This window comes from Ravibacter arvi (assembly GCF_039540405.1).
Classification (GTDB): domain Bacteria; phylum Bacteroidota; class Bacteroidia; order Cytophagales; family Spirosomataceae; genus Ravibacter; species Ravibacter arvi.
In genome coordinates, this window is sequence record NZ_BAABEY010000010.1 from 1 (window position 1) to 19,179 (window position 19,179).

Here is a 19,179-nt window from a genome sequence, read left to right on the forward strand (position 1 = left end):
GGTACCGCTGACATTGGTCCCGCTCCAGGTGTAGGTTACCCCGCTGCAGTCTGCGCCTGTACACGCTGCAGTCAGTGTAAAGGAGCTCCCGGCGGCAGGGGTGGTGGTAGAAGCTGTTAGGGTCGGGGTAAACGCGCAGGGCGCGGTAGTAGCCAGGGTAAAGTTCACCGCTTTTTCGGAAAGCAGCGTGGTGCCCTGGTAAACTTTTCCGGTCAGCGTATAATTGCCCGCTGCAGGGACTCTGCCGCCGTCTGGGCCAAAAAGGCCAAATGGGGGAGATCCGCCTACGACCTCCTCCGGTCCCCAGCCCTCCTGGTCATAGCCCGGTCCGTTCAAGCGCAGCAGCACTTTATTGTAGTTGTTCCCTCCGGGCGTATTGCTGATGGTACCATTGGCGATGTCAATGAAATAGTTCATCTGACTGCCGCTCAAAGAGCTGATCTGGATGGTCTCTCCGTCCACAATGTCTTTTACTTTCGTGCGGACACCTGCTGTGCCGGCTTTCCAGAGCGAGAGGGTAAGCGAAACAGGATTGAGACCGCAGCCTGCAGTCTGGGCTACAACGATCGCCGTAGAAGCAGCACTTTGGCAGGTTCCTGGGGTTACTACGCATCTGGCCGTGTAGCTACCCGCCTGGTTAGTAATATGGGAAGCGCCTGTACCTACCTGTGTATTGTCACGGTACCAGGTAATGGTTCCCGCCGAACAGGCCGTACAATTGAGTGTCACCGTTTCATCGGTAGCGGCGCAAACCGTAGAGCCGCTTTTAGTGATGACAGGTGCCGGCGGCGTGGTGCAGCTCGGTGGAATTAATTCAGGTTCGACGGGTTGTATAAAACTTGCAGAAGTGTTAACAGACGTTCCGGTTGAAATACCATTTGCATAGTGATAAGAAAAGCTTTTGATCAGGTTACCATTTGAAGCGTTTTCGCGGATGTCGAGCAACCGGCCGAAACCATCGTAGTTGTACCAGGTTTGCTTGCCGGAGGGATCGGTAACCGATTTGAGGCCGACGAGGGGAAAGTAGTCATAACTGGTCACGTGGGTACTCACCGTTGTTGTAGAAAGGTTGTCGCGGATACCGGCCTCCTCCCGCCAGGAAAGTCGGGTCGTGATTCCATTCCGGCTCGTATAGACAACAGGTCTTGCGCGCATGTCGTATCCATTTTCAGACGGGCTTGATAGATTCTCTCCATAAACAATCTCAGTAATCCACGGCCCGTTTCCTAATTTTTGCTGAACTTTAAACGGGGCCATGAAGCCCTCAACAGTTCCAAATGTGGTAGTAGGATACCATTTCTTATATTCGGTTCGGACTACTTTATCAGTGGTATTGCTTGTTTTTTCTTCCTGCTCAATTATTGGGTCAAGAATGTTCCGATCCCGCATCTCCTGGTATACAGAATTGCTGCCCGACATCTCATGTGGGTAACGGTAGAGAACTGATTTATCTCTGCCTCTGCTGTCTTTAATTGTACGCCTGGTTAGTTGGTGGTGAGTGGATTTAGCGTAGTCATACGTAACTATTTCCTCTATAGGATTTGCTCCGGTTAAATCAAACGTTTTAGTAATAGTCGTATCCAAAAAAACGGAACCAATTTCCTCTTCTAAAGCGGCAATGTTCCATGTATGCCCATGAGCAGAAGCAGGATCTGCAGTAGTACACCAGGAATTAAAAAGGACAAAGCAAGATCCGGGGTTTGCAGCAGAAGGTTTAAAGGTAGCACGGGCACCATAGTTCCTCAAAAGGGAGTCCGTCATCTTTATGCTGTAGCGGTTTAAAATCTGCTTTACTATCTGACTTGATGTATTATATTCGGTTTGTTCCAAAAGTTGCCCACGTTTCCACTCAGAAGAGATTGTTTCTGCAGGAAATATAGAAGAGGTCCAGTCGATAGATTGAGTAAATTTGCTTACTGTTTTCCCTATTGATTGCCCAGATCCGTTTTTACGGATTTCCTCAGTTTCAAAGTAAGCCATTGAGGAGCCAGCATTGCTTCCCAGCATAAAACTGTAACTCTCCGGATATGAAGTATATTCAACAATTTCTTCGATACATAAAGTCTGGTTAAGTGTAACTTGCTTTAATAAGAAATTGTAAGCTAGGCCACTGATACTTCCCGCGGAAATATTGTTGGTTGAATAAGCACCGGGGTAGTTATATGATTTTCGGATAACCTGTCCCGTGGCATCACTGTTGACAATGTCCTTTATTCTGATTCCACCTCCATCTAAGACACCCGCTTGCTGATGAGATTCGTATTCAAAAGTAGTTTTACCTCCTGTTGGGTATTGAATTTCTTTAAGTGCCCCCGCACGGGTATGGACAAAGCTGGGTAACCGATTAGCCCCATAAGTAGCGCTCGGAGGAGTATTGTACCCGGGAGTATCCCACAATAGGAGTTTTGAATTGTTCTGACCGTTGTAGAATCCCCATAAATCCTGAGAATAACTTCCGATAATTGGCAATGGAACATCTTCATAGTAGGAAAAGGTGTGGCTTGGGAGTTCGGATCCGCCTTGAGATTTTTCCTTTACCTTATTTAGTTTCATTCTCTTTAGTACCGGACTGTTAGGATGATCAGGATTTAGAGTATAATCTATTTGAGAATATCCGTCGGTACAGTTGAAATAAGATTGCTCAAGTTCGAAGCGCTTGAGTTCAATGAGCGTGCCGGACGACTCCCGTTTGTAAATTACAATGGATGAAAGCCGCTTTGCTCCCGTGAGATCCTGCCTGTCTGAGGCGTATAGGAAGCTAATCTGTCCATTTTTGAAATGGATATGAGCCGGATATATGGTATGGATTGACCGACTTGCTGCGCCCCGTGGGTAGTCTGCTTCTGTAACTCCAGATGGCCGCTTTTTCAATACCAAAGTAGTAGACCACAACATAGGCTGACTAACCAGCACAGGATCTGTATATTCGATCAATATCGTGTCCATACGGTTAGCAGAGATTATACTCGATAGGTACCAGGACGAGGCGAAATTGTAAGAGAAATCGCCAGTGTGAGAGGTGATTTCCGTTGAGGATTTGCCTTTTACGGTTCCACCAAATTGATAGATGGTTCCGTCTACATCGGTCATGGTTTTGCCAAAAATCTTAATAGGCTTATAGGGAACTGTAAGGGCAGCGAGTGATCCAAGCGGTTGATTGGCTGTTCTTCGACGATTGGCGTACAGAATCCGCCCGCTTTGTTCGTTGAAATTGTAAAAGTAGCTATCCTGTAAACCATCCATTAAAGTGCCGTCATGTTCTGCTAATCTTCCGATATAGCAATTAAAAGCATCTGTATCGGATGACTCAGGTGCTGGCTGTTCGAAGAAACCGCCACTCATCTCATCCGGCTTACCCCTGACAGCTCGAGTTATGGCGCCGCCCGCTTGTAATGACCAGGACAATCCAACTGAAGTAGCCAAATCGTTTACCCGCACACCTCCCGGGTGATAGTTTAGAGATATAGGTAGTTTTAAGTTTCCAGATTTTATCTCGTAGATGGGTACAGAAACTGATACTGTCCCTCTGCTCAAATTTACAGGTACTTCTCCGAAGCGACCCAGCATTGCTGCGTCAGGTGATGGAGGAAGAATATTAGGTATATAAGACTTCGCTGAGGGGCCATTTTGGGACGCAAGATTTTTGCTCACCCGAGAATTAGTAGTATCTTTTGTAGTCGGGTCTAACACAATAGTATCCTTTTTTATCGGTAACTTTGTAATGGGATACTCTTTTCCGATTGAGGATTTCGTAAGCGGTCTTGTTTGTTGTCCAGTAGCCGAAAGGCACGACATCCAATAAAGGAGGATAAGTATGAATTGTTTCATTACAAAATGATTGATTATTGCTTCAAGAGGATCGAAGATACCATTCTGTCGCTACCTTTTTCTCGGATGGTTATGATATAGCTTCCTGAAGGCCAATTTCTTGTGTCAAATGAAGTTGAAAAAGTTTCCGGGTTTGGGGAATGGGATTCCTGTAGGATCAGTTTGCCGTTTGTATCAATTATTTTAATCTCGACTGAGGAAGCTTTGGATGTTACCTTAAGATTTGCCTGATCGCTGACCGGGTTGGGATATACCAATAGCTGAGGGTTTTCTATCTCCAATCCGCCAGACAATTTCAGTGTTGGGATTAGCCCGAAGTCCCATGATTGGGCGTATTCAGGGGTTAATTCCCGGGTTTCAGCGTGGATAGTTGCTATCCCTTCGGGTTGTCGGCCTGCGGTTGTTTTCATGCCCAGTTCTCCGGTATTTACGCTTACCTGGTATCCGGCGCCAGCCGGCACATCCCGGGCTTCAAATTGGTAATGTCCATCCTGGTCCGACCTCGCTACGGCCAACCTGCTCTCATTTTCCCAAAGTTCCACCGGTATATTGCCCATCCCGGGCTCTTCAATATCCTGGAAATTGTCCTGGTTGAGGTCCAGCCATACCCTGCCACTTATCGGACTGTCCGCTTCGCCTGAAATAACCTCGATCCCGCCTATACCATTGGCTTTTCCGAAAGTACCGGGCTGCGCATTGCTGAAGAAATCCCAACTGCGTGCATTTTGTCCGTTAGTACGGTAGAAGGCCCTTATCCCGGCGGTATTGAAGGTGGTGTCGGGTTCATGTGCCGAAGAAAGAATTTCGCCTGTCCGGGGCAAAACGGCGACACTCCCATTGGCAGTTTCTTCCCGTATGATTCTTTCGCCCCCTCCCAGCTGTACTTCATAAAAACCGTCGCGAAAAAAGAATTCTCCGCCTGCAGGTCCTTGCAAATTTCCACGTCCCTTGCTGGTAAATGTTCCGGTACTGCCATCTGCTTCCAGCTTGAACCGGCGTCCGGAAAAGGAATTTTTGTCTTGTCGGGCAACACGGATGATATCGCCGGCGGTAATCCCGTTGACGGCCATTTTCCCCTCCGGGTCAGGCTGCCCGACGCCTGAAAGGTGCCCGAACCGATCCATGATGCCCAGGATCATGCTCCCGTCCTGATCGAATGCAATAGAGGACAAAACTGGCTGGGGATGGTGTGCAAATGAAGGGAAATCACTATTGAGTGCTTTCCGGAAATCATCGGTCCAGGCATTCCATTGCGAGGAGCCCAATCCTGCCATAGCCTCACCGCGCGGATAGTCCAGAGAGCATGTGAAAACAGGTTTGAATTCACGTGTTTTCGGATCAAGCTGATACACGAAAGCCTTGAGATCAGCGGGCTTTCCGGATTTTGCGGCATCGCATACCGTACCTATATATACGAGACCTTGATAAGCCGTTACGGCAAAGGGTCTGCAATCACCTCCTTTGCAACCGTCGACCGGGACCGGGAACGATTCAATGTCGGCTGCAGTGGGCCGGGCGCTGGTGTCTGCCGGGATGCGGATACCGTAGAGGGTCTTGTTGTGAAGGTTCATCAAGTAAAGACGGTTGTCAGCGCCGATGGCCATGCCGCCGAGGCTAATCCTGCCCACATCGTTTATCAGAAGCGAATCGCGACTTTTGGATAGCTCATTGCCGGATAGCCCGCCGTGGTGATCGGCTCCCGTCGGGATGCCAAGGGCTTGCAAGTCAAGATAGGGATAAGTCTTGCCGCTTTGCCAATCGGTCCGGTAAATGCCACCGGTACCCAATATACCGTATCCTACATGCCGCTTTGAAAAGGCAGACGAAAACAACTGCCGGCCCCTTTTGTCATAAGCCACGCCCCAAAGCGCTCCTGTAAGCCCGGATGTTGCCAGTTTTTTGGCAGGCAAGGCTGCATTTCCGGTTAAGGACACCGCTACCAATGAATAAGTACTGTCATTGCCTTTTCCCTGGATGTAAACCGGAGCCGCTGCATACACTGTATCAGATTCAGCTGTTGTGGCAGTCCAATCCAGGTTTGAACGCGGGCTTTGCAGATAACGTACCGAATACGTAGATGAAGAAAAATCTTGGTGACTGAATACAACACGGACCCTTTTTCCTGCTGGAATATCCAGATAATATTGTCCGTTCTCATCTGAAATGGCCTGAGCCAGCAGCGCTTCCGGTTCGGATCCGTTGTTGCCGTAAGCGCTTACTATTGCACCCGAAAGAGAAACAGATGAAGCGTGGCTATGTCCGCCAATTACTACTTTACCACTTACTTGTGCACTGGCAAATTGAAAACCGGCTTGCGCAAATAATATTACAAAGTACAGTGCGTACTTTTGCCTTACTCTCATAATAGAATAGTATAAATATAGTCAATCCAGAAAGGGGAGTTAATAAAGACAGAACGTCAGGAAGCGACCGGTTTTCGGAGCAACTGCCACATTATTTGATTACCAGAAATTGCAGAGTATTCTTGCGAGAAGCGTGTTACATTCATAACAGACAAGTTAGTATTGGTCGAAAAGAGTTGGGCCAAATGTATTTATTTGTTTCAATAAAAAAAATAATTCACAATAAAAAAGAGTGAAAATCATAAATTAATGTGCAATGCGAGTAGAAAAGTACACAATAGAGCCCAAATGGCTAAGTGATTCCTGCAGGTCTGGTTAAAAATGTAGTAACAAAAAATGTTTTTATGGTTGATGCAAAAGTGCTTTCGTATCCTTCCGGTAAAACCCATATTACCGACGTATATTTTTACAAGTTGGGTAGCCATTGATGCTGTTTAATGCCTTTTTTCTTGTAAGTGGCCATGAATAAATACATGGCCGCGGTCATTCGGCTGCCTGTCAAAAAGAGAGAAAACCACCCCGGTGGATTTCATAGCGCCGTTAATTCGAGAGGGGAAGTTGGGATACTTATTGTCATTTGCCGTCGTAGCTTAGAATCTTGTCATCTACACTGCATGCCGCTTAAACTGCTTGGTCAGTAAATGAATGATCAGCCAGGTTCCCAGGTAGGTGATGCCGCAAACTGAAAAGAGCAGATTGTACCCCCCGGAGAGGTTACCGGCCAGCTTATAGCGGTCGAGCAGGTCGCCCACGAACATAGGGAAGAGGAATCCGCCGATGGCGCCCGCCATTCCGGCAATTCCCGCCACAGAACTGACCGATTCTTTCGGGAAAAGGTCGGTTGTGAGGGTAAAGATATTGGTCGACCAGGTCTGGTGCAAAGCTACCGCAGTACTGAGCACGGCTACGGCGATCCAGACGTGGTGAATGAATTGCATGCTGATCACCATCAGTTCAAGGACCGCAACCATCAGGAGCGTATACTTCCTGGCGTTTACGGTAGTCCAACCCTTTTTGATCAGGGCCGAAGAAATATACCCGCCAACGATGCTGCCGGTCGTGGTGGCGAGGTAGATGACCATTAGCGGAAGGCTGGGTTTTTTCAGGTCAAGGCCGTAGGTGAGCGAAAAATAGGAGGGGAGCCAGAAAAGAAAGAACCAGTAAATGGGATCGATAAAAAACTTGCCGACTACAACTGCCCAGGTTTGCGGAAGCGACAGCAGCTTCTTCCAGGACATCGGTTTGCCCGACTGGGTCTGGTACTGTTCCTGGCCGCTGACAATGAGGTCCAATTCCTGTTGTGTAATCCGTTTCTGGCGCATCGGGATTTCGTAAAAAATCCACCAGAGTATGAGCCAGGCAAAGCCGAGCCCGCCGGTGATCCAGAAGACTTCTTTCCAGGTATAAAAATTCAGGATCAGGGGCGTTACAAGCAGCGCTGCTACCACGCCCAGGCTCGCACCGGCATTGATAATCCCGGTCGCAATTCCCTTTTCTTTTTTCGGAAACCACTCGGAAACGACTTTCATGGCGGCGGGAAAATTCCCCGCTTCACCAATGCCCAATACGATCCGTACGGTTACAAACTGGACCATATTCCGTGAAACCGCATGCAGCATCCCCGCGAGGCTCCAGATAATTACCGCGATACTATACCCTTTTTTGGTTCCCAGGAAGTCGACCATACGGCCCATGGTCAAAAGGCCAACCGCATAAGCGGCACTGAAAGCCATCACGATCCGGGAATAATCCGATTCCGACCAACCGAACTCTACTTCCAGGATAGGTTTCAAAAGGCCGATGACCTGTCTGTCAACATAGTTGATCGTAGTGGCTACCAGGACCAGCGCCACGATTAACCATCTGTAATTGTTAATTTTCATCAGTTGGTTTTAAAGGGTATTCAGGATTTTCTTACAAAAGGCCGGGTACATCACGGGTTACTGGTTCACATTTCAACACTAATCCCCCGATTTCCGACTTCCGACCTCCGCCTTCCGATTACCGCCTTCCCCCTCCCTACCAATCCACCACCGACCCGTCCAGCGCATTATAGGATTCCGGGTTTTTCCAGTCGTGGCCGATTTTGTCGGCGAGGGCCGCATCGTCCAGTTCCACGCCCAGGCCCGGCGCAGCGGGCAGCATCACCGTACCGTCTTTCTGGAGTTTGAACGGGTTTTTGATATAGCCTTCGCCCAGGGATACTTGTTCCTGTACCAGGAAGTTGGGAATAGCGCCCGCCAGTTGAAGGCCGGCGGCCAGTGAGATCGGGCCCATCGGGTTGTGGGGCGCAATAGGCACGTAATAAGCTTCCGCCATACCGGCAATCAGTCGGCCTTCCGTAATTCCACCGGCGTGGCAAAGGTCGGGTTGCAGAATTGCGGCTGCTCCTTTTTCAAGAATTTCCCGGAAGCCCCATTTGGTGAATATCCGTTCACCCGTGGCGATGGGAAGATGGGTCCCCCTGGCAATGTCTACGAGCGTGTCTACATTCTGCGCCTGGCAGGGTTCTTCAACAAACATAGGTTTGAACGGTTCCAGTTCTTTGATCAGCAGCTTGGAAGTCTGTGGCGGGATGGCGCCGTGAAAATCGATGGCGATGTCCATTTCGTCGCCTCCTGCTTCACGAAGCGCTGCAAAGGCGTCGGTGGCATGTTGGATGAATTTCGGGTTTTCCACAAAATTAGCGGGGTTTTTCTTGGCCACCCCGGTTTTGATTACGGTATACCCTTCCTGTTTTCTTTTCTTCATGTCTTCCGGCGTGCCGGCACGTCCGTAAATCCGGACCCGGTCGCGGGTCGGGCCTCCGAGCAGCTCATATACGGGAACATTCAGCAGTTTCCCTTTGATGTCCCAGAGTGCATGGTCGACACCGCTCAGTGCGCTGGTGAGAATAGGGCCGCCCCGGTAGAAGGCATGTCGGTAAATGGCCTGCCAGTGGTGAATAATATGACGGGGATCCTTGCCGATCAGGTAAGGTTCCAGCTCTTTGATGGCCGTTTGAATGGTGAGCGCCCTTCCTTCCAGCAAGGGCTCGCCGAGACCGGTCACGCCTGCGTCGGTGTGAATCTTGAGAAATATCCAGCGGGGTTTTACCAGGAAAGTCTCGAGGCGCGTGATTTTCACGCTGCTGTAACCTTCAAACCTGCCGGGATTTGCGGCATAGGAGGATCTGGGTAAAACAAGAGCGCCGACACCTGCCGCGCCCAGGAGTGTTTGAATAACGGTGCGCCTCGTTGCGCGACCGGGTTGGATAGAATTTTTCATAAGGATTTCGGTTAGAGTCTGATAGGTCCGGGAGTCTCCGGGGTCGGGCTGTTTTGACATGGCTGATCAGCCGGGTGTTTTGACACGAACCGGGACCGACGAGTCGCGGGCGATCAGCTTTGCTTCCATAAAGACTTGTTTCATGGTTTCGTCCGGGTTCTTCAGTTTGGAAATCAGCATTTCTACCGCCGTCTTTCCCAGTTGCTCCAGGGGTTGCCGAATGTAGCTGATCGGGCAGTAGTAGAGATCGAAAACTTCCGCCTGGCCGTAGCTGACGATGGCGAGGTCATCCGGAACTTTGATTTTTTTCTCGTTGATGTATTTCAAACCGTTAATGGCAAGGCCATAAGTGGCAAATAAGATCGCCCTGACGGGTTTCGTACCCGTTGTCAGCGCGTCAATTGCGATTCTTACCCGGGTATCCATATCACTGAACGGGACTTTTTTCAGCCACTCCTTCCGGGGCACGATGTGGTTTTCGCTCAGTGCCTGGTGATAACCCCGTATCCGCTCCTGCATGTGGTACATGTCGGAGTCGTAGGCTATCAGCGCAATGTCATCATACCCGTTTCCCAGTAAATGAACCGTAGCGTCGTAGGACGCCTTGTAATTGTTGGTCGTGACAAAGTCGGTATGAATATCAGGGAAATGCCGGTCGAGGAGCACAAACGGTATTTTCTTTTCCTTAAGCAGTAAGATGTTTTTTTGTGAATTCTCTGCCGAGACAATTATGAAACCGTCAACTTGCCGGTTCAGCAGAACATGCAGGAGGTCCCACGATTTCTGTGCGTTCTCATCCGAGCTCCCGATAATTACCGTGTACCCGTATTGCTTCGCTTCGTCTTCCACAACGCGGGCGATATTGGCAAAGAAAGGGTTGGAAATATCGGCAATGATCAATCCTATGGTGAAGGTTTTTCCACTTCGGAGGCTTTTGGCTACATGGTGGGGTTCATAATTCAGTTCCTCCGCAATCTTCCTGATCTTATCGGTCATCTCTTTTCCAACCCTGTTTTTTTTCCCGTTGAGTACATAGGAAACAAGAGCAGTTGACACACCCGCCTTTTCCGCAATGTCTCTGAGCGACACCCTTTTTTTCAGCATGGATCAACTTAGTCTTATGGTCTGATAATGGTGCCGTCTTCTTTCCGGACCTGCCAGTTCGATTTCGTGGTGATCGGGTACTTCGCGGCTGCTTTTTCGTTAATATCGACGCCAAGCCCGGGAACTTCGTTTACGTACATGTATCCTTTTTTCATCGTAGGACAGCCTGAAAAAACCTCCAGGGTCTGGTCGTTGAACCGCACTGCCTCCTGGATCCCGAAATTCCAGACCGCCAGGTCAATGTGGGCATTGGCGGCATGACCTACCGGCGTGACGTCGCCGGGGCCGTGCCAGGCGGTGCGGACATTGAAAAATTCTCCCAACCGGGCTACTTTCATAGCGGGCGTTATGCCCCCGATCTGGGAAACATGGATCCGGATATAGTCAAACCACTGGTTTACCATCGGTTCCAGGAACTCGTTGACATTGTTGAACAATTCGCCCATGGCTAGCGGAACAGATGTCGTTTGTCTCAGTAGCTTGAACCATTTCATGTTTTCAGGGGAGAATGGGTCCTCGACAAAAAACGGGCTGTATTCTTCCAGTCGTTTGATGAGGTTAATGGCGTCCATCGGTTGAAGTCGTTCATGGATATCGTGGAGGAGCTGTACATCGTCCCCGCAGTTTTTCCGCACGGCTGCGAACATTTCCGGAACCGATTTGAGGTAAAAGCGCTCATTCATGTAGTTATCGGTTTCACCGCCGAAACCCGCCTCCTTAAAGTCGGGTTTTGCGGATATGCTGCCGACGCCGCCGTACCCGCCCTGCTGAATCCTGATATACCTGAAGCCCTCTTCCATGAATTTTTTGACGCTTTCAACCGCTTCTTCAGGCGTTTTTCCTCCCGCGTGGGTGTAGGTGGGCACCGCAAAGCGGCATTTTCCTCCCAGCAACTGGTAAACCGGCATACCCGCCCGTTTCCCCTTGATGTCCCACAACGCCTGGTCCAGGCCGGAAAGCGCGTTGTTCAAAACAGCGCTGTTCCTCCAGTAGGAACTGACATACACCGATTGCCAGGTGTCTTCGATCTGGTCTACATCTCTGCCGACACAAAGCTCGTTAAGGTATTTTTCGATAGCGGTAATGACCGCGAAAGCCCTTTGCGTAAACGTGGCGCAGCCAAGTCCGTACAAGCCGGGCTCGGTAGTTTCTACTTTAACCGTGATCAGGTTGGAACCCTGGGGAGCCGTCGCAATAGCACGTACGCTCTTAATTTTCACCGGCGCCAGCCCCTTTGCATAAGGCGGCGTTTCATAGCGGTCCATGGCCTCGGCCCGGTTCCCGAAAAGAGAGAGCAAACCGGCCGAGGTTCCCAGTCCCAGCATTTTCAGCGCCTCGCGCCTTTCATTTTTCATGTTCTTCATTTGTGTTTATAGGTTTGAGGTTTGAGCCTTGAGGTGTGAGGGTTGAGATTTGAGCTCACACCTCAAACCTCACACCCCACACCTGTAAAAACTACTTCTTGTCCCACCATACCCTGGTGCTGAGGGTGTTCGGCCCTTGGCGTGTAACGGCTTCGTTCATGTTGGCCTGGTTAACCACTATTTCGGTATCCGGGTAGGGGATGCGACGTATAAAATCTTCTCCTTGCAGTTCCGAACCCGGATATGGATTTTTCAGAAGTGCCGGGAAACCGCTTCGTCTGAAGTTGGCAAAAAGCTCCGGCCCGTTCAGGAACGACGCTACCCAGTATTGGGTATTGATATCTTCCAGTTCCTTCCCGGCCCTTAGCGGATGGTCGGTCACATACTTGTCAATCGCGTCGGTTGCGAGAGCGGAGGCGGCCCCGTAGGCGGCCATTTGCTGCAGGTTAGCCCGAACTCCGGCCTGAAAGAGTGCGGCCGGGTCGCCTGTTACCCATTTTCGGAAGGCGGCCTCGGCCAGCAGGAGTTGTGTCTGCGAATAGGTGACGTGGAAGTCGGGAGCGTCCAGCTGAAGTACAGTGTTGAAATTTGCCTGGGTATAATCCCAAAGGCTCACTACTCCCTTCTGGGCGTAGGTAGTACGGATAGATACGTCGTCGTAGCCCATCGGCATACCGATCTGTACTGCCGGGTCGCTCGATTGCCGTGCTGCGGTCTGGTCGGTACCGCTGGTAGCGCCGACGTGCCTGACCGCAAAAACCCGAAGCCGCGGATCATTGTTGGTTTTCAGGAAATTTACAAAAGGTTCTGCGAGATAATAGTTGGTCTTTTCCCGCGCTGCCAGGTGATTGGAAACCCAGTTGTTATAGAGCGCCGAATGCCTCGTAACCGCGTTTTCGGCGTTTGACGAAATCAGTCCTCCTGCCACTGCCTTTGTCACGTAAGCCTGGGCGGTGGCCGGATCCACTCTGGAGAGCCGCATAGCAGCCCGGAAGAGAAGGGAATAACCAAACTTTTTCCATTTGGCAATGTCGCCGCCGTACAGGATTTCGTTGCTGACCTTGTCTTTGGTCGGATCCAGGGCTGCCGATGCTTCTTCCAGTTCTTTCAGGAGGTCGGCGTAGATGGATTGCTGGGTTTCGTATTTTGGCGAAATAATTTCTTCCAGGTAGCCCTTCCCCGCTTCCGTGTAGGGAATGTCCCCATGGTTATCGGTAAGGATCATAAAGGCATAAGCTCTCCAGATCCGGGCCATCTGGTGGAGGTTGTGCCTGCTGCCGTCGCCAGTCGTAACAAACACCACATCGGTGATCTGCTTGACAACGTTGCGGTAGTAGATCTGCCAGATCTGGACGATATTGGCAGCCACGAACTGGTTGTAGTTGGCGCCGGCCAGGGAACTGCCATAAGGTGTGATCAGTTGCTGCACAATACCGAAGTGGTAGTTGAGCACCTGCAGAGCATCTGTTCCCTGGGTATAGGAAGCTTCCATGATGGCCTTGTTCAGCACGAAATCCGGTGAAAGAGAAGTCGGGTTGATTTTGTTGGTGTTGATCTCGTCGAATCCGGAGTCGCACGAAGTCACCAGCAAGGCCAGGCAAATGGTTAAAATATGGATGGTCTTTTTCATCTGGGTAAGAGGTTTATGCAGTGGGGGATGAGCCGGTTGATACGCCTCACTCCTCCATGCTGATAATGGCTGATAGCTAAAATCTGGCGTTCAGGCTGATGCCCATGGACCTTGTGAGTGGTAAGCTGGGCCAGAAATCGAGTCCCGCGGCGTTGTCGGACGTGTTGAAGACCATTTCCGGGTCCATATTTTCTGTCCATTTCTTTAGCACGGCAACGTTGTTCGCCACAAAATTGAGTCGCATGCCTTTCAGGAAGAAAGTAGAAGGCAGCAGCCGTGAGAAGTCGTACCCGGCTGTAATCTGCCGGAGTTTCCAGTGCCCGCCGTGAAATACCATGTCTTCGTGGACACCGATAACATTGGGCCTTTCATAAAAAGGCTGAACCAGCGCCCGGGTTTCGTTGACCTCTCCGCCCGGGTTGACGCCTTTGCCGATTACATAACCTTCGGCGCGCCCTTCCAATGTCCTCTTATGAAGTCCGTGGCGGAGATAGTTCTGGTTCTGACCGGCAATGATTTTGTTCCCCAGCTTGAAATCGATCAAAGCTGAAACCATAATACCCTTGTAATTGAAGCTGTTGGTGATGCCGCCGAAGTATTTCGGAAGCGCTGAGCCGACATTGCGCAGTACATCGTTCCGCAGTGCAAGCCCGCTGGCTTTGTCGAAGACCTGTTGGCCTTGCGCGTTACGCAGGTAGTAGAACGTATAGAGCTGACCCAGCGGTTTCCCGACCACCTGGTTGAGCACACGCCCGCCACCACCGCCGGCGGTAATCACCGTGTCTTTTTCGGACAGTCCGAGTTTCAGAACTTTTGAGGTATTGTAAGAAATGTTGAAGTTGACATCCCAGGAGAAATTTTTCGTCTGGACCGGGCTGAAAGTGAGGAGCACTTCCACGCCTTTGTTCATGCTGCGGCCTACGTTGATGAGTTTATTGGTGTAGGACGAGGCATCTGATACCTGTGCAGCCAGGATCTGGTCTTCGGTGAACTTGTGATAATAGGTAAAGTCGAAACCGACCCGGTTATTAAAAAGCTTGGTTTCAAGGCCTATCTCCGTTTCTTTTACACGAAGGGGTTTCAGGTTCCGGTTGGGAATGGAACTGGCATTAATGCCGCCCACGGGTACCGACTGACCACCCGGCGTCGTTGCCATGTTGTTGTTGACCGAGTAAAAGAGGGCATTGGAATAGGGGGCCACGTTGTCGTCGCCCACCTCGGCATAGGCAGCCCGCACTTTCCCGAAGCTGATCCATTCCGGTAGTGTCGGGATGGCCTGGGAAAACACGAAGCTTCCCGTAACGGACGGATAAAGTATGCTCCTGTTTTGAGGCGAAAGGGTAGAAAACCAGTCATTCCGTGCGGTAACGTTCAAATACAGGAATTCTTTGTAGGAAAACGTGGCCGCTCCGTATAGGGAATTGATTTTTTTCTCGGACAAGCTGTATTGCGGGTCCTTTACGCGGCCGTTCATGACGGTATAGAGGCCCGGTTGAACGAAGTCGGTAACTGCTACACTGTTGAAATCCATTTTGACGTAACGGGTATTGCCGCCGAAGGTGGCGTCGATACCGAAATCCCCGAAAGTATGGTTGCCGCCGAGCAGGAAATCGATGTTACGTTCTGTGAATTTCCGTACGTCCTGGACAAAGGCGCCGTTGACATACCCCGCGGGAGCCGCAGCAATAGGTGCATAGCCGTTGGGAATGTTGTAATCCTGGTTCCGGACGTAATAATCCTGGGCCAGGCGCCCCTGGAGGTAAAGCCACTTTGTTATGTCCCATTTCAAGGCGATATTGCCGAAAAGACGGTTCCTGTCAATGGTCTCCTTGTGATAATTGACCGAATAATAGGGGTTGTTGCGGACGAGAAATCTCGAAAAAACAAATTCCTTGCCATCGGGATGTACCTGGTTGGCTTTCAACGCCTCGAAAGGCATGGAGTTGGCCAGTGTGTAAATGACGGTGGCGGTCGCAAAGTCCTGCGCGTCGACCTGCGGCGGGTTGGTATTGTTTTCGAGCGAGTAGTTGACGTTGCCGGAAGCCGTTAGTTTTGGATTGATTTTCTGGCTGAAGCCAATGTTGACCGTTTTACGGTTGAATTTGGAATTGGGGACAATCCCTTTGTTGTCTGTGTTGGAAAAAGAAAGGCTGAAGCTTCCGTTGGGCCCGCCGTTGGATACCGAAACGGTATTGGTAAAGTTAGTGCCTACATTGTAAAACTTGCGGATCCGGTTGCGGACCGGCTCGTAAGGCCATTCTTCACCATCGAAAAGGTACTGCTTCATCCCCGGCTCAAATTTTTCTCCGAAGCTCCAAACTCCTGAGGTGGGCTGACTATTGGGGTCGTTGGGGCGTTTTCCGCCTTCTCCCTGGCCGTACTCATATTGAAAATCCGTAAAATCCAGCGGGGTATCGGTGGTGAAATTGAGACCGTAGTCCACGCCCCAGCCTTTGGAGCTGCTCCCATTTTTGGTAGTGATCATTACAACGCCGTCTTTGGCGCGGGAGCCGTAAAGGGCGGCAGCCGTAGCGCCTTTCAAAACGGTCATGGATTCGATATCGTCCGGATTGATACTCGACATCCCGTCGCCACCGTCCGACCGGTTGGTAATCCGGGCAGCACCATAATCACCGCCGAGCGAATAGTTGGAGTTGTCGATCGGTACGCCGTTGACGACGATCAAGGGGTTGTTCTGACCGGAAAATGACGACTGGCCGCGAATCCTGATCTTGGCGGTGCCGGCCGGACCGGTCGACATCGTGGTGATATTCACCCCGGCCATTTTGCCCTGGAGGGTGCTCAGCAGGTTGGGACTTCGATTGACGGCGATTTGGTCGGCCGTGACGGTAGCGGTGGCATAACCGAGCGTTTTGGCTTCTCTTTTGATGCCAAGCGCCGTAACCACGACTTCTTCCAGGTTTTGATCCTGCTCCTTCATCTGGACATCGACTACGGAACGGTTCCCGACTTTTATTTTTTGCGTGGTATAACCTATAAATGAAAATACCAGTTCAGCATCGGGAGGTGCTGTTAACGCGTAAACGCCGTTTACGTCAGTGGCGGTCCCGGTCGGGGTACCGTTGACGAGCACGTTGACGCCCGGTAAAGCCTGGCCGTCAGGCGTTGTTACTTTGCCGGTAACCCTGCTCTGGGCGCCGAGATCAATAGCGCAGAGAAAAAGGCTGAATAGTGATAGGGTCGTTAAAAGTGATTTCATGGGTTTCTCACTGATAATGAATGATATACTACGTGAGCGCAACCGGTGAGGAGGTGAAGGTCATGCCGCATCAGGCGCGAAGCAGGAAATGGTATGGCCGACGCTCCGGTTCAGGTTGGGGTATACAGATCAATGAGACTTCTTTTGAAGAAGCCGCCGGCGCCTTTCGGGAAAGGCAATGTTCTGCCGAGGCATACCGCTTCAGCAGCATGCCGGATTTACAGGAGTCCTGTTTTTCTACCAGTTGTGAATAGCGCCGTCCGGGCTTTTCAGGTAAGGGTGAGGGAATTTGGTGTTTTCTTTGATTTCCATGATAAAATCAGCCTTTTTAGGGTTAAACTCCACACCCCAGCCAGGTTTTGGATTCAGATGCAATCTGCCATTCTGAAACAAAAGGTAATCGTCGTTGAAATAGGCAGGCTTTTCCGGTTCTCCACCTGCCAGTTCCATCATGCAGCGCATCGGGCTGCTTGATCCCAGCACATGCACCAGGGCCGCTGTCGACAAGGGACCGGTGAAGTGGGGAATCAGCCCGACGTAATGGGTTTCGCAAAGGCTTGCGATCTTTTTAAGTTCACTGACGCCGCCCGTGTTGGGAAGCGTTACGCGGGAGTAGTCAATGAGCCGATCCTCGATCAGCTCGTTGGTATCCCAACGGTCCCCGAATTGCTCTCCTACTGCAATCGGGACCTTGGTCATATTTCTAACGGTACGATATACGGAAGGGTTTTCGGAGCGGATAATATCCTCCACGAAATAGGGTTCAAGCTTTTGAAGCTCATCGCAGATTTTGATGGCTTCGGTGGTGTCAAAACGCGTATGAAGATCAATTGCCCACCGGCCCTGGCCACCCACGGCTTTGTCGATCCGCCGGCACAGGTCAACGGTTTTTCGGGCATGTTCGTAAAAATCAAAGGGAACGCCGGGGTCATTTCCGCCGGTTGGCCCGATCCGGTAACAGCGCAGGCCAGCTTTGAGGCAATCTTCCGCTCTTCCCTCTTCTGTAGTGGCCTTTGATTGCCGGAACCCGGTGGCATAACACTCAACGAAGTCGCGTGTGGCGCCGCCAAGCAGCTCATATACAGGAACTCCGAGTGCTTTTCCCTTGAGGTCCCAGAGCGCCATTTCGATCGCGCCAAGCCCGTGCAGCTTTTCGCGGCCGGGCGGGTAGAACATGCTCCGGTAGAGGTATTGCCAGAGGTGCTCGGTCCGGAAGGGGTTTTCCCCGATCAGCATGGCGGCGCATTGTTCTACCATGTCGCGTGTCCCTCCTTCCCCGATTCCTGTGAGGCCTTCGTTGGTTTCAATCTCTACAATGCCGCGGGCCTGGTTAAAGAGCGGCTTGTTATAACCGGGTGCACTATAGTACCTGATCCTGGTTATCTTCAGGGAAGGCGCTGATCCGGCGTATAAGCTGTTGCCGGGTAGCAGAAACCCGGCTGTGCCGAATAGCGCACCTTTGAGAAAATTCCGCCGATGCATGGGTAGAATAAATTAGGTTAAGGGTGGAAATTAGTTAATCGTTTAACTTTATTAAACCAACTAAACCGGGCAATCGAACTGGTTATTTACTCCTAAAGGTTTAAGAATTCCGAAATTATCGCTCGCTGGAAGTGATATGCACACAATCAGGGTATTCAGAAAGAAAAAACAGGAAAAGGTTAACTGCCTTTTGCGAAAGGACATTTCAAATATATTGTTAATCGTTTAATTAAAAAAATATTTTTAGAATTATTTAAAGTATTTTTTTAATTATTTGTCAGCATGAGAAAAGAGTTTTTTACGAATACCTTGTAGCGGAGATGACAAATAGATGTTGTCAATGGAAGTCAATGGTAGCCGGAGGCTACCACCCGGACGGTCATCCTGAAGCGGAGCGCAGTGGAATTGAAGGATCTCCTGTTGCTATAAAAAAGCCCGTTGAAAGGGATTGGGTACGGGGACCGGGAGATCCCTCCACTGCGGTCGGGATGACCCTTCGGTTGGAGCGGTTCCAAACCTGTTGTTGTCAATGGTAGCGCCTCTGCCGGATGGTCATCCTGAATGGAACGCAGTGGAACTGAAGGATCTCCTGTTGCTATAAAAAAGTCCTCTAAAAGGGATTGGGTACTGGGAGGGGGAGATCCCTCCGCTGCGGTCGGGATGACCCTCCGGTTGGAGCGGCGCCATCCATCGTGTTGTCAATGGTAGCGCATCTGCCGGACGGTCATCCTGAATGGAACGCAGTGGAACTGAAGGATCTCCTGTTGTTATGAAAAAGCCCCTTGAAAGGGATTGCGTTCAGGGAGCGGGAGATCCCTCCGCTGCGGTCGGGATGACCCGGAGGTTGGAGCGGCGCCAAACTTGTTGTTGTCAATGGTAGCGCATCTGCCGGATGGTCATCCTGAATGGAACGCAGTGGAA

General features: G+C 50.7%; 12 protein-coding genes. 3 read left to right on the top strand and 9 right to left on the bottom strand.

Features of this window, described 5'->3' with window-relative positions; all coding sequences use genetic code 11:
- The 9 genes from ABD852_RS04170 to ABD852_RS04210 form a co-directional block, all read right to left on the bottom strand.
- A partial coding sequence (locus ABD852_RS04170; RefSeq protein WP_345026762.1) for a hypothetical protein occupies positions 1–3,423 on the bottom strand: 3,423 nt, incomplete at its 3' end.
- A 419-nt stretch (positions 3,424–3,842) separates the two neighbouring features.
- Complete coding sequence (locus ABD852_RS04175; protein WP_345026763.1) at positions 3,843–6,191, bottom strand: T9SS type A sorting domain-containing protein; 2,349 nt, start codon at positions 6,189–6,191, stop codon at positions 3,843–3,845.
- Between the two features lie 605 nt (positions 6,192–6,796).
- The gene (locus ABD852_RS04180; RefSeq protein ID WP_345026764.1) at positions 6,797–8,074 is read right to left on the bottom strand and encodes an MFS transporter; all 1,278 of its coding nucleotides are present in this window, start codon (positions 8,072–8,074) and stop codon (positions 6,797–6,799) included.
- Positions 8,075–8,210: 136 nt separating this feature from the next.
- Entirely contained in the window at positions 8,211–9,458 is a 1,248-nt protein-coding gene (gene dgoD / locus ABD852_RS04185; protein WP_345026765.1) for a galactonate dehydratase, read from the bottom strand.
- Positions 9,459–9,524: 66 nt separating this feature from the next.
- Positions 9,525–10,562 carry a LacI family DNA-binding transcriptional regulator gene (locus ABD852_RS04190; protein WP_345026766.1) on the bottom strand — a complete coding sequence of 346 codons (1,038 nt, stop codon included), beginning with the start codon at positions 10,560–10,562 and terminating at the stop codon, positions 9,525–9,527.
- A 14-nt stretch (positions 10,563–10,576) separates the two neighbouring features.
- Entirely contained in the window at positions 10,577–11,926 is a 1,350-nt protein-coding gene (locus ABD852_RS04195; RefSeq protein WP_345026767.1) for an enolase C-terminal domain-like protein, read from the bottom strand.
- A 91-nt stretch (positions 11,927–12,017) separates the two neighbouring features.
- On the bottom strand, positions 12,018–13,556 hold the full coding sequence (locus ABD852_RS04200) for a SusD/RagB family nutrient-binding outer membrane lipoprotein (protein WP_345026768.1): 1,539 nt from the start codon (positions 13,554–13,556) through the stop codon (positions 12,018–12,020).
- 76 nt (positions 13,557–13,632) lie between these two features.
- On the bottom strand, positions 13,633–16,776 hold the full coding sequence (locus tag ABD852_RS04205) for a SusC/RagA family TonB-linked outer membrane protein (protein ID WP_345026769.1): 3,144 nt from the start codon (positions 16,774–16,776) through the stop codon (positions 13,633–13,635).
- A 237-nt stretch (positions 16,777–17,013) separates the two neighbouring features.
- Positions 17,014–18,258 (bottom strand): mandelate racemase/muconate lactonizing enzyme family protein, encoded by a 1,245-nt coding sequence (locus ABD852_RS04210; protein WP_345026770.1) that lies wholly within the window; start codon positions 18,256–18,258, stop codon positions 17,014–17,016.
- A 320-nt stretch (positions 18,259–18,578) separates the two neighbouring features.
- On the opposite strand from ABD852_RS04210, the gene ABD852_RS04215 reads away from it, so the two are divergent.
- Genes ABD852_RS04215 through ABD852_RS04225 form a run of 3 tightly spaced genes read left to right on the top strand, consistent with a single transcriptional unit; the run spans position 18,579 to position 19,138 of the window.
- Positions 18,579–18,794, top strand: a complete 216-nt coding sequence (locus ABD852_RS04215) for a hypothetical protein (protein WP_345026771.1) — start codon at positions 18,579–18,581, stop codon at positions 18,792–18,794.
- Positions 18,795–18,819: 25 nt separating this feature from the next.
- On the top strand, positions 18,820–18,966 hold the full coding sequence (locus ABD852_RS04220; protein ID WP_345026772.1) for a hypothetical protein: 147 nt from the start codon (positions 18,820–18,822) through the stop codon (positions 18,964–18,966).
- Positions 18,967–18,991: 25 nt separating this feature from the next.
- A complete protein-coding gene (locus tag ABD852_RS04225) occupies positions 18,992–19,138 on the top strand; it encodes a hypothetical protein (protein ID WP_345026773.1) in 147 nt (48 codons plus the stop codon).
- Positions 19,139–19,179 lie beyond the last annotated feature (41 nt).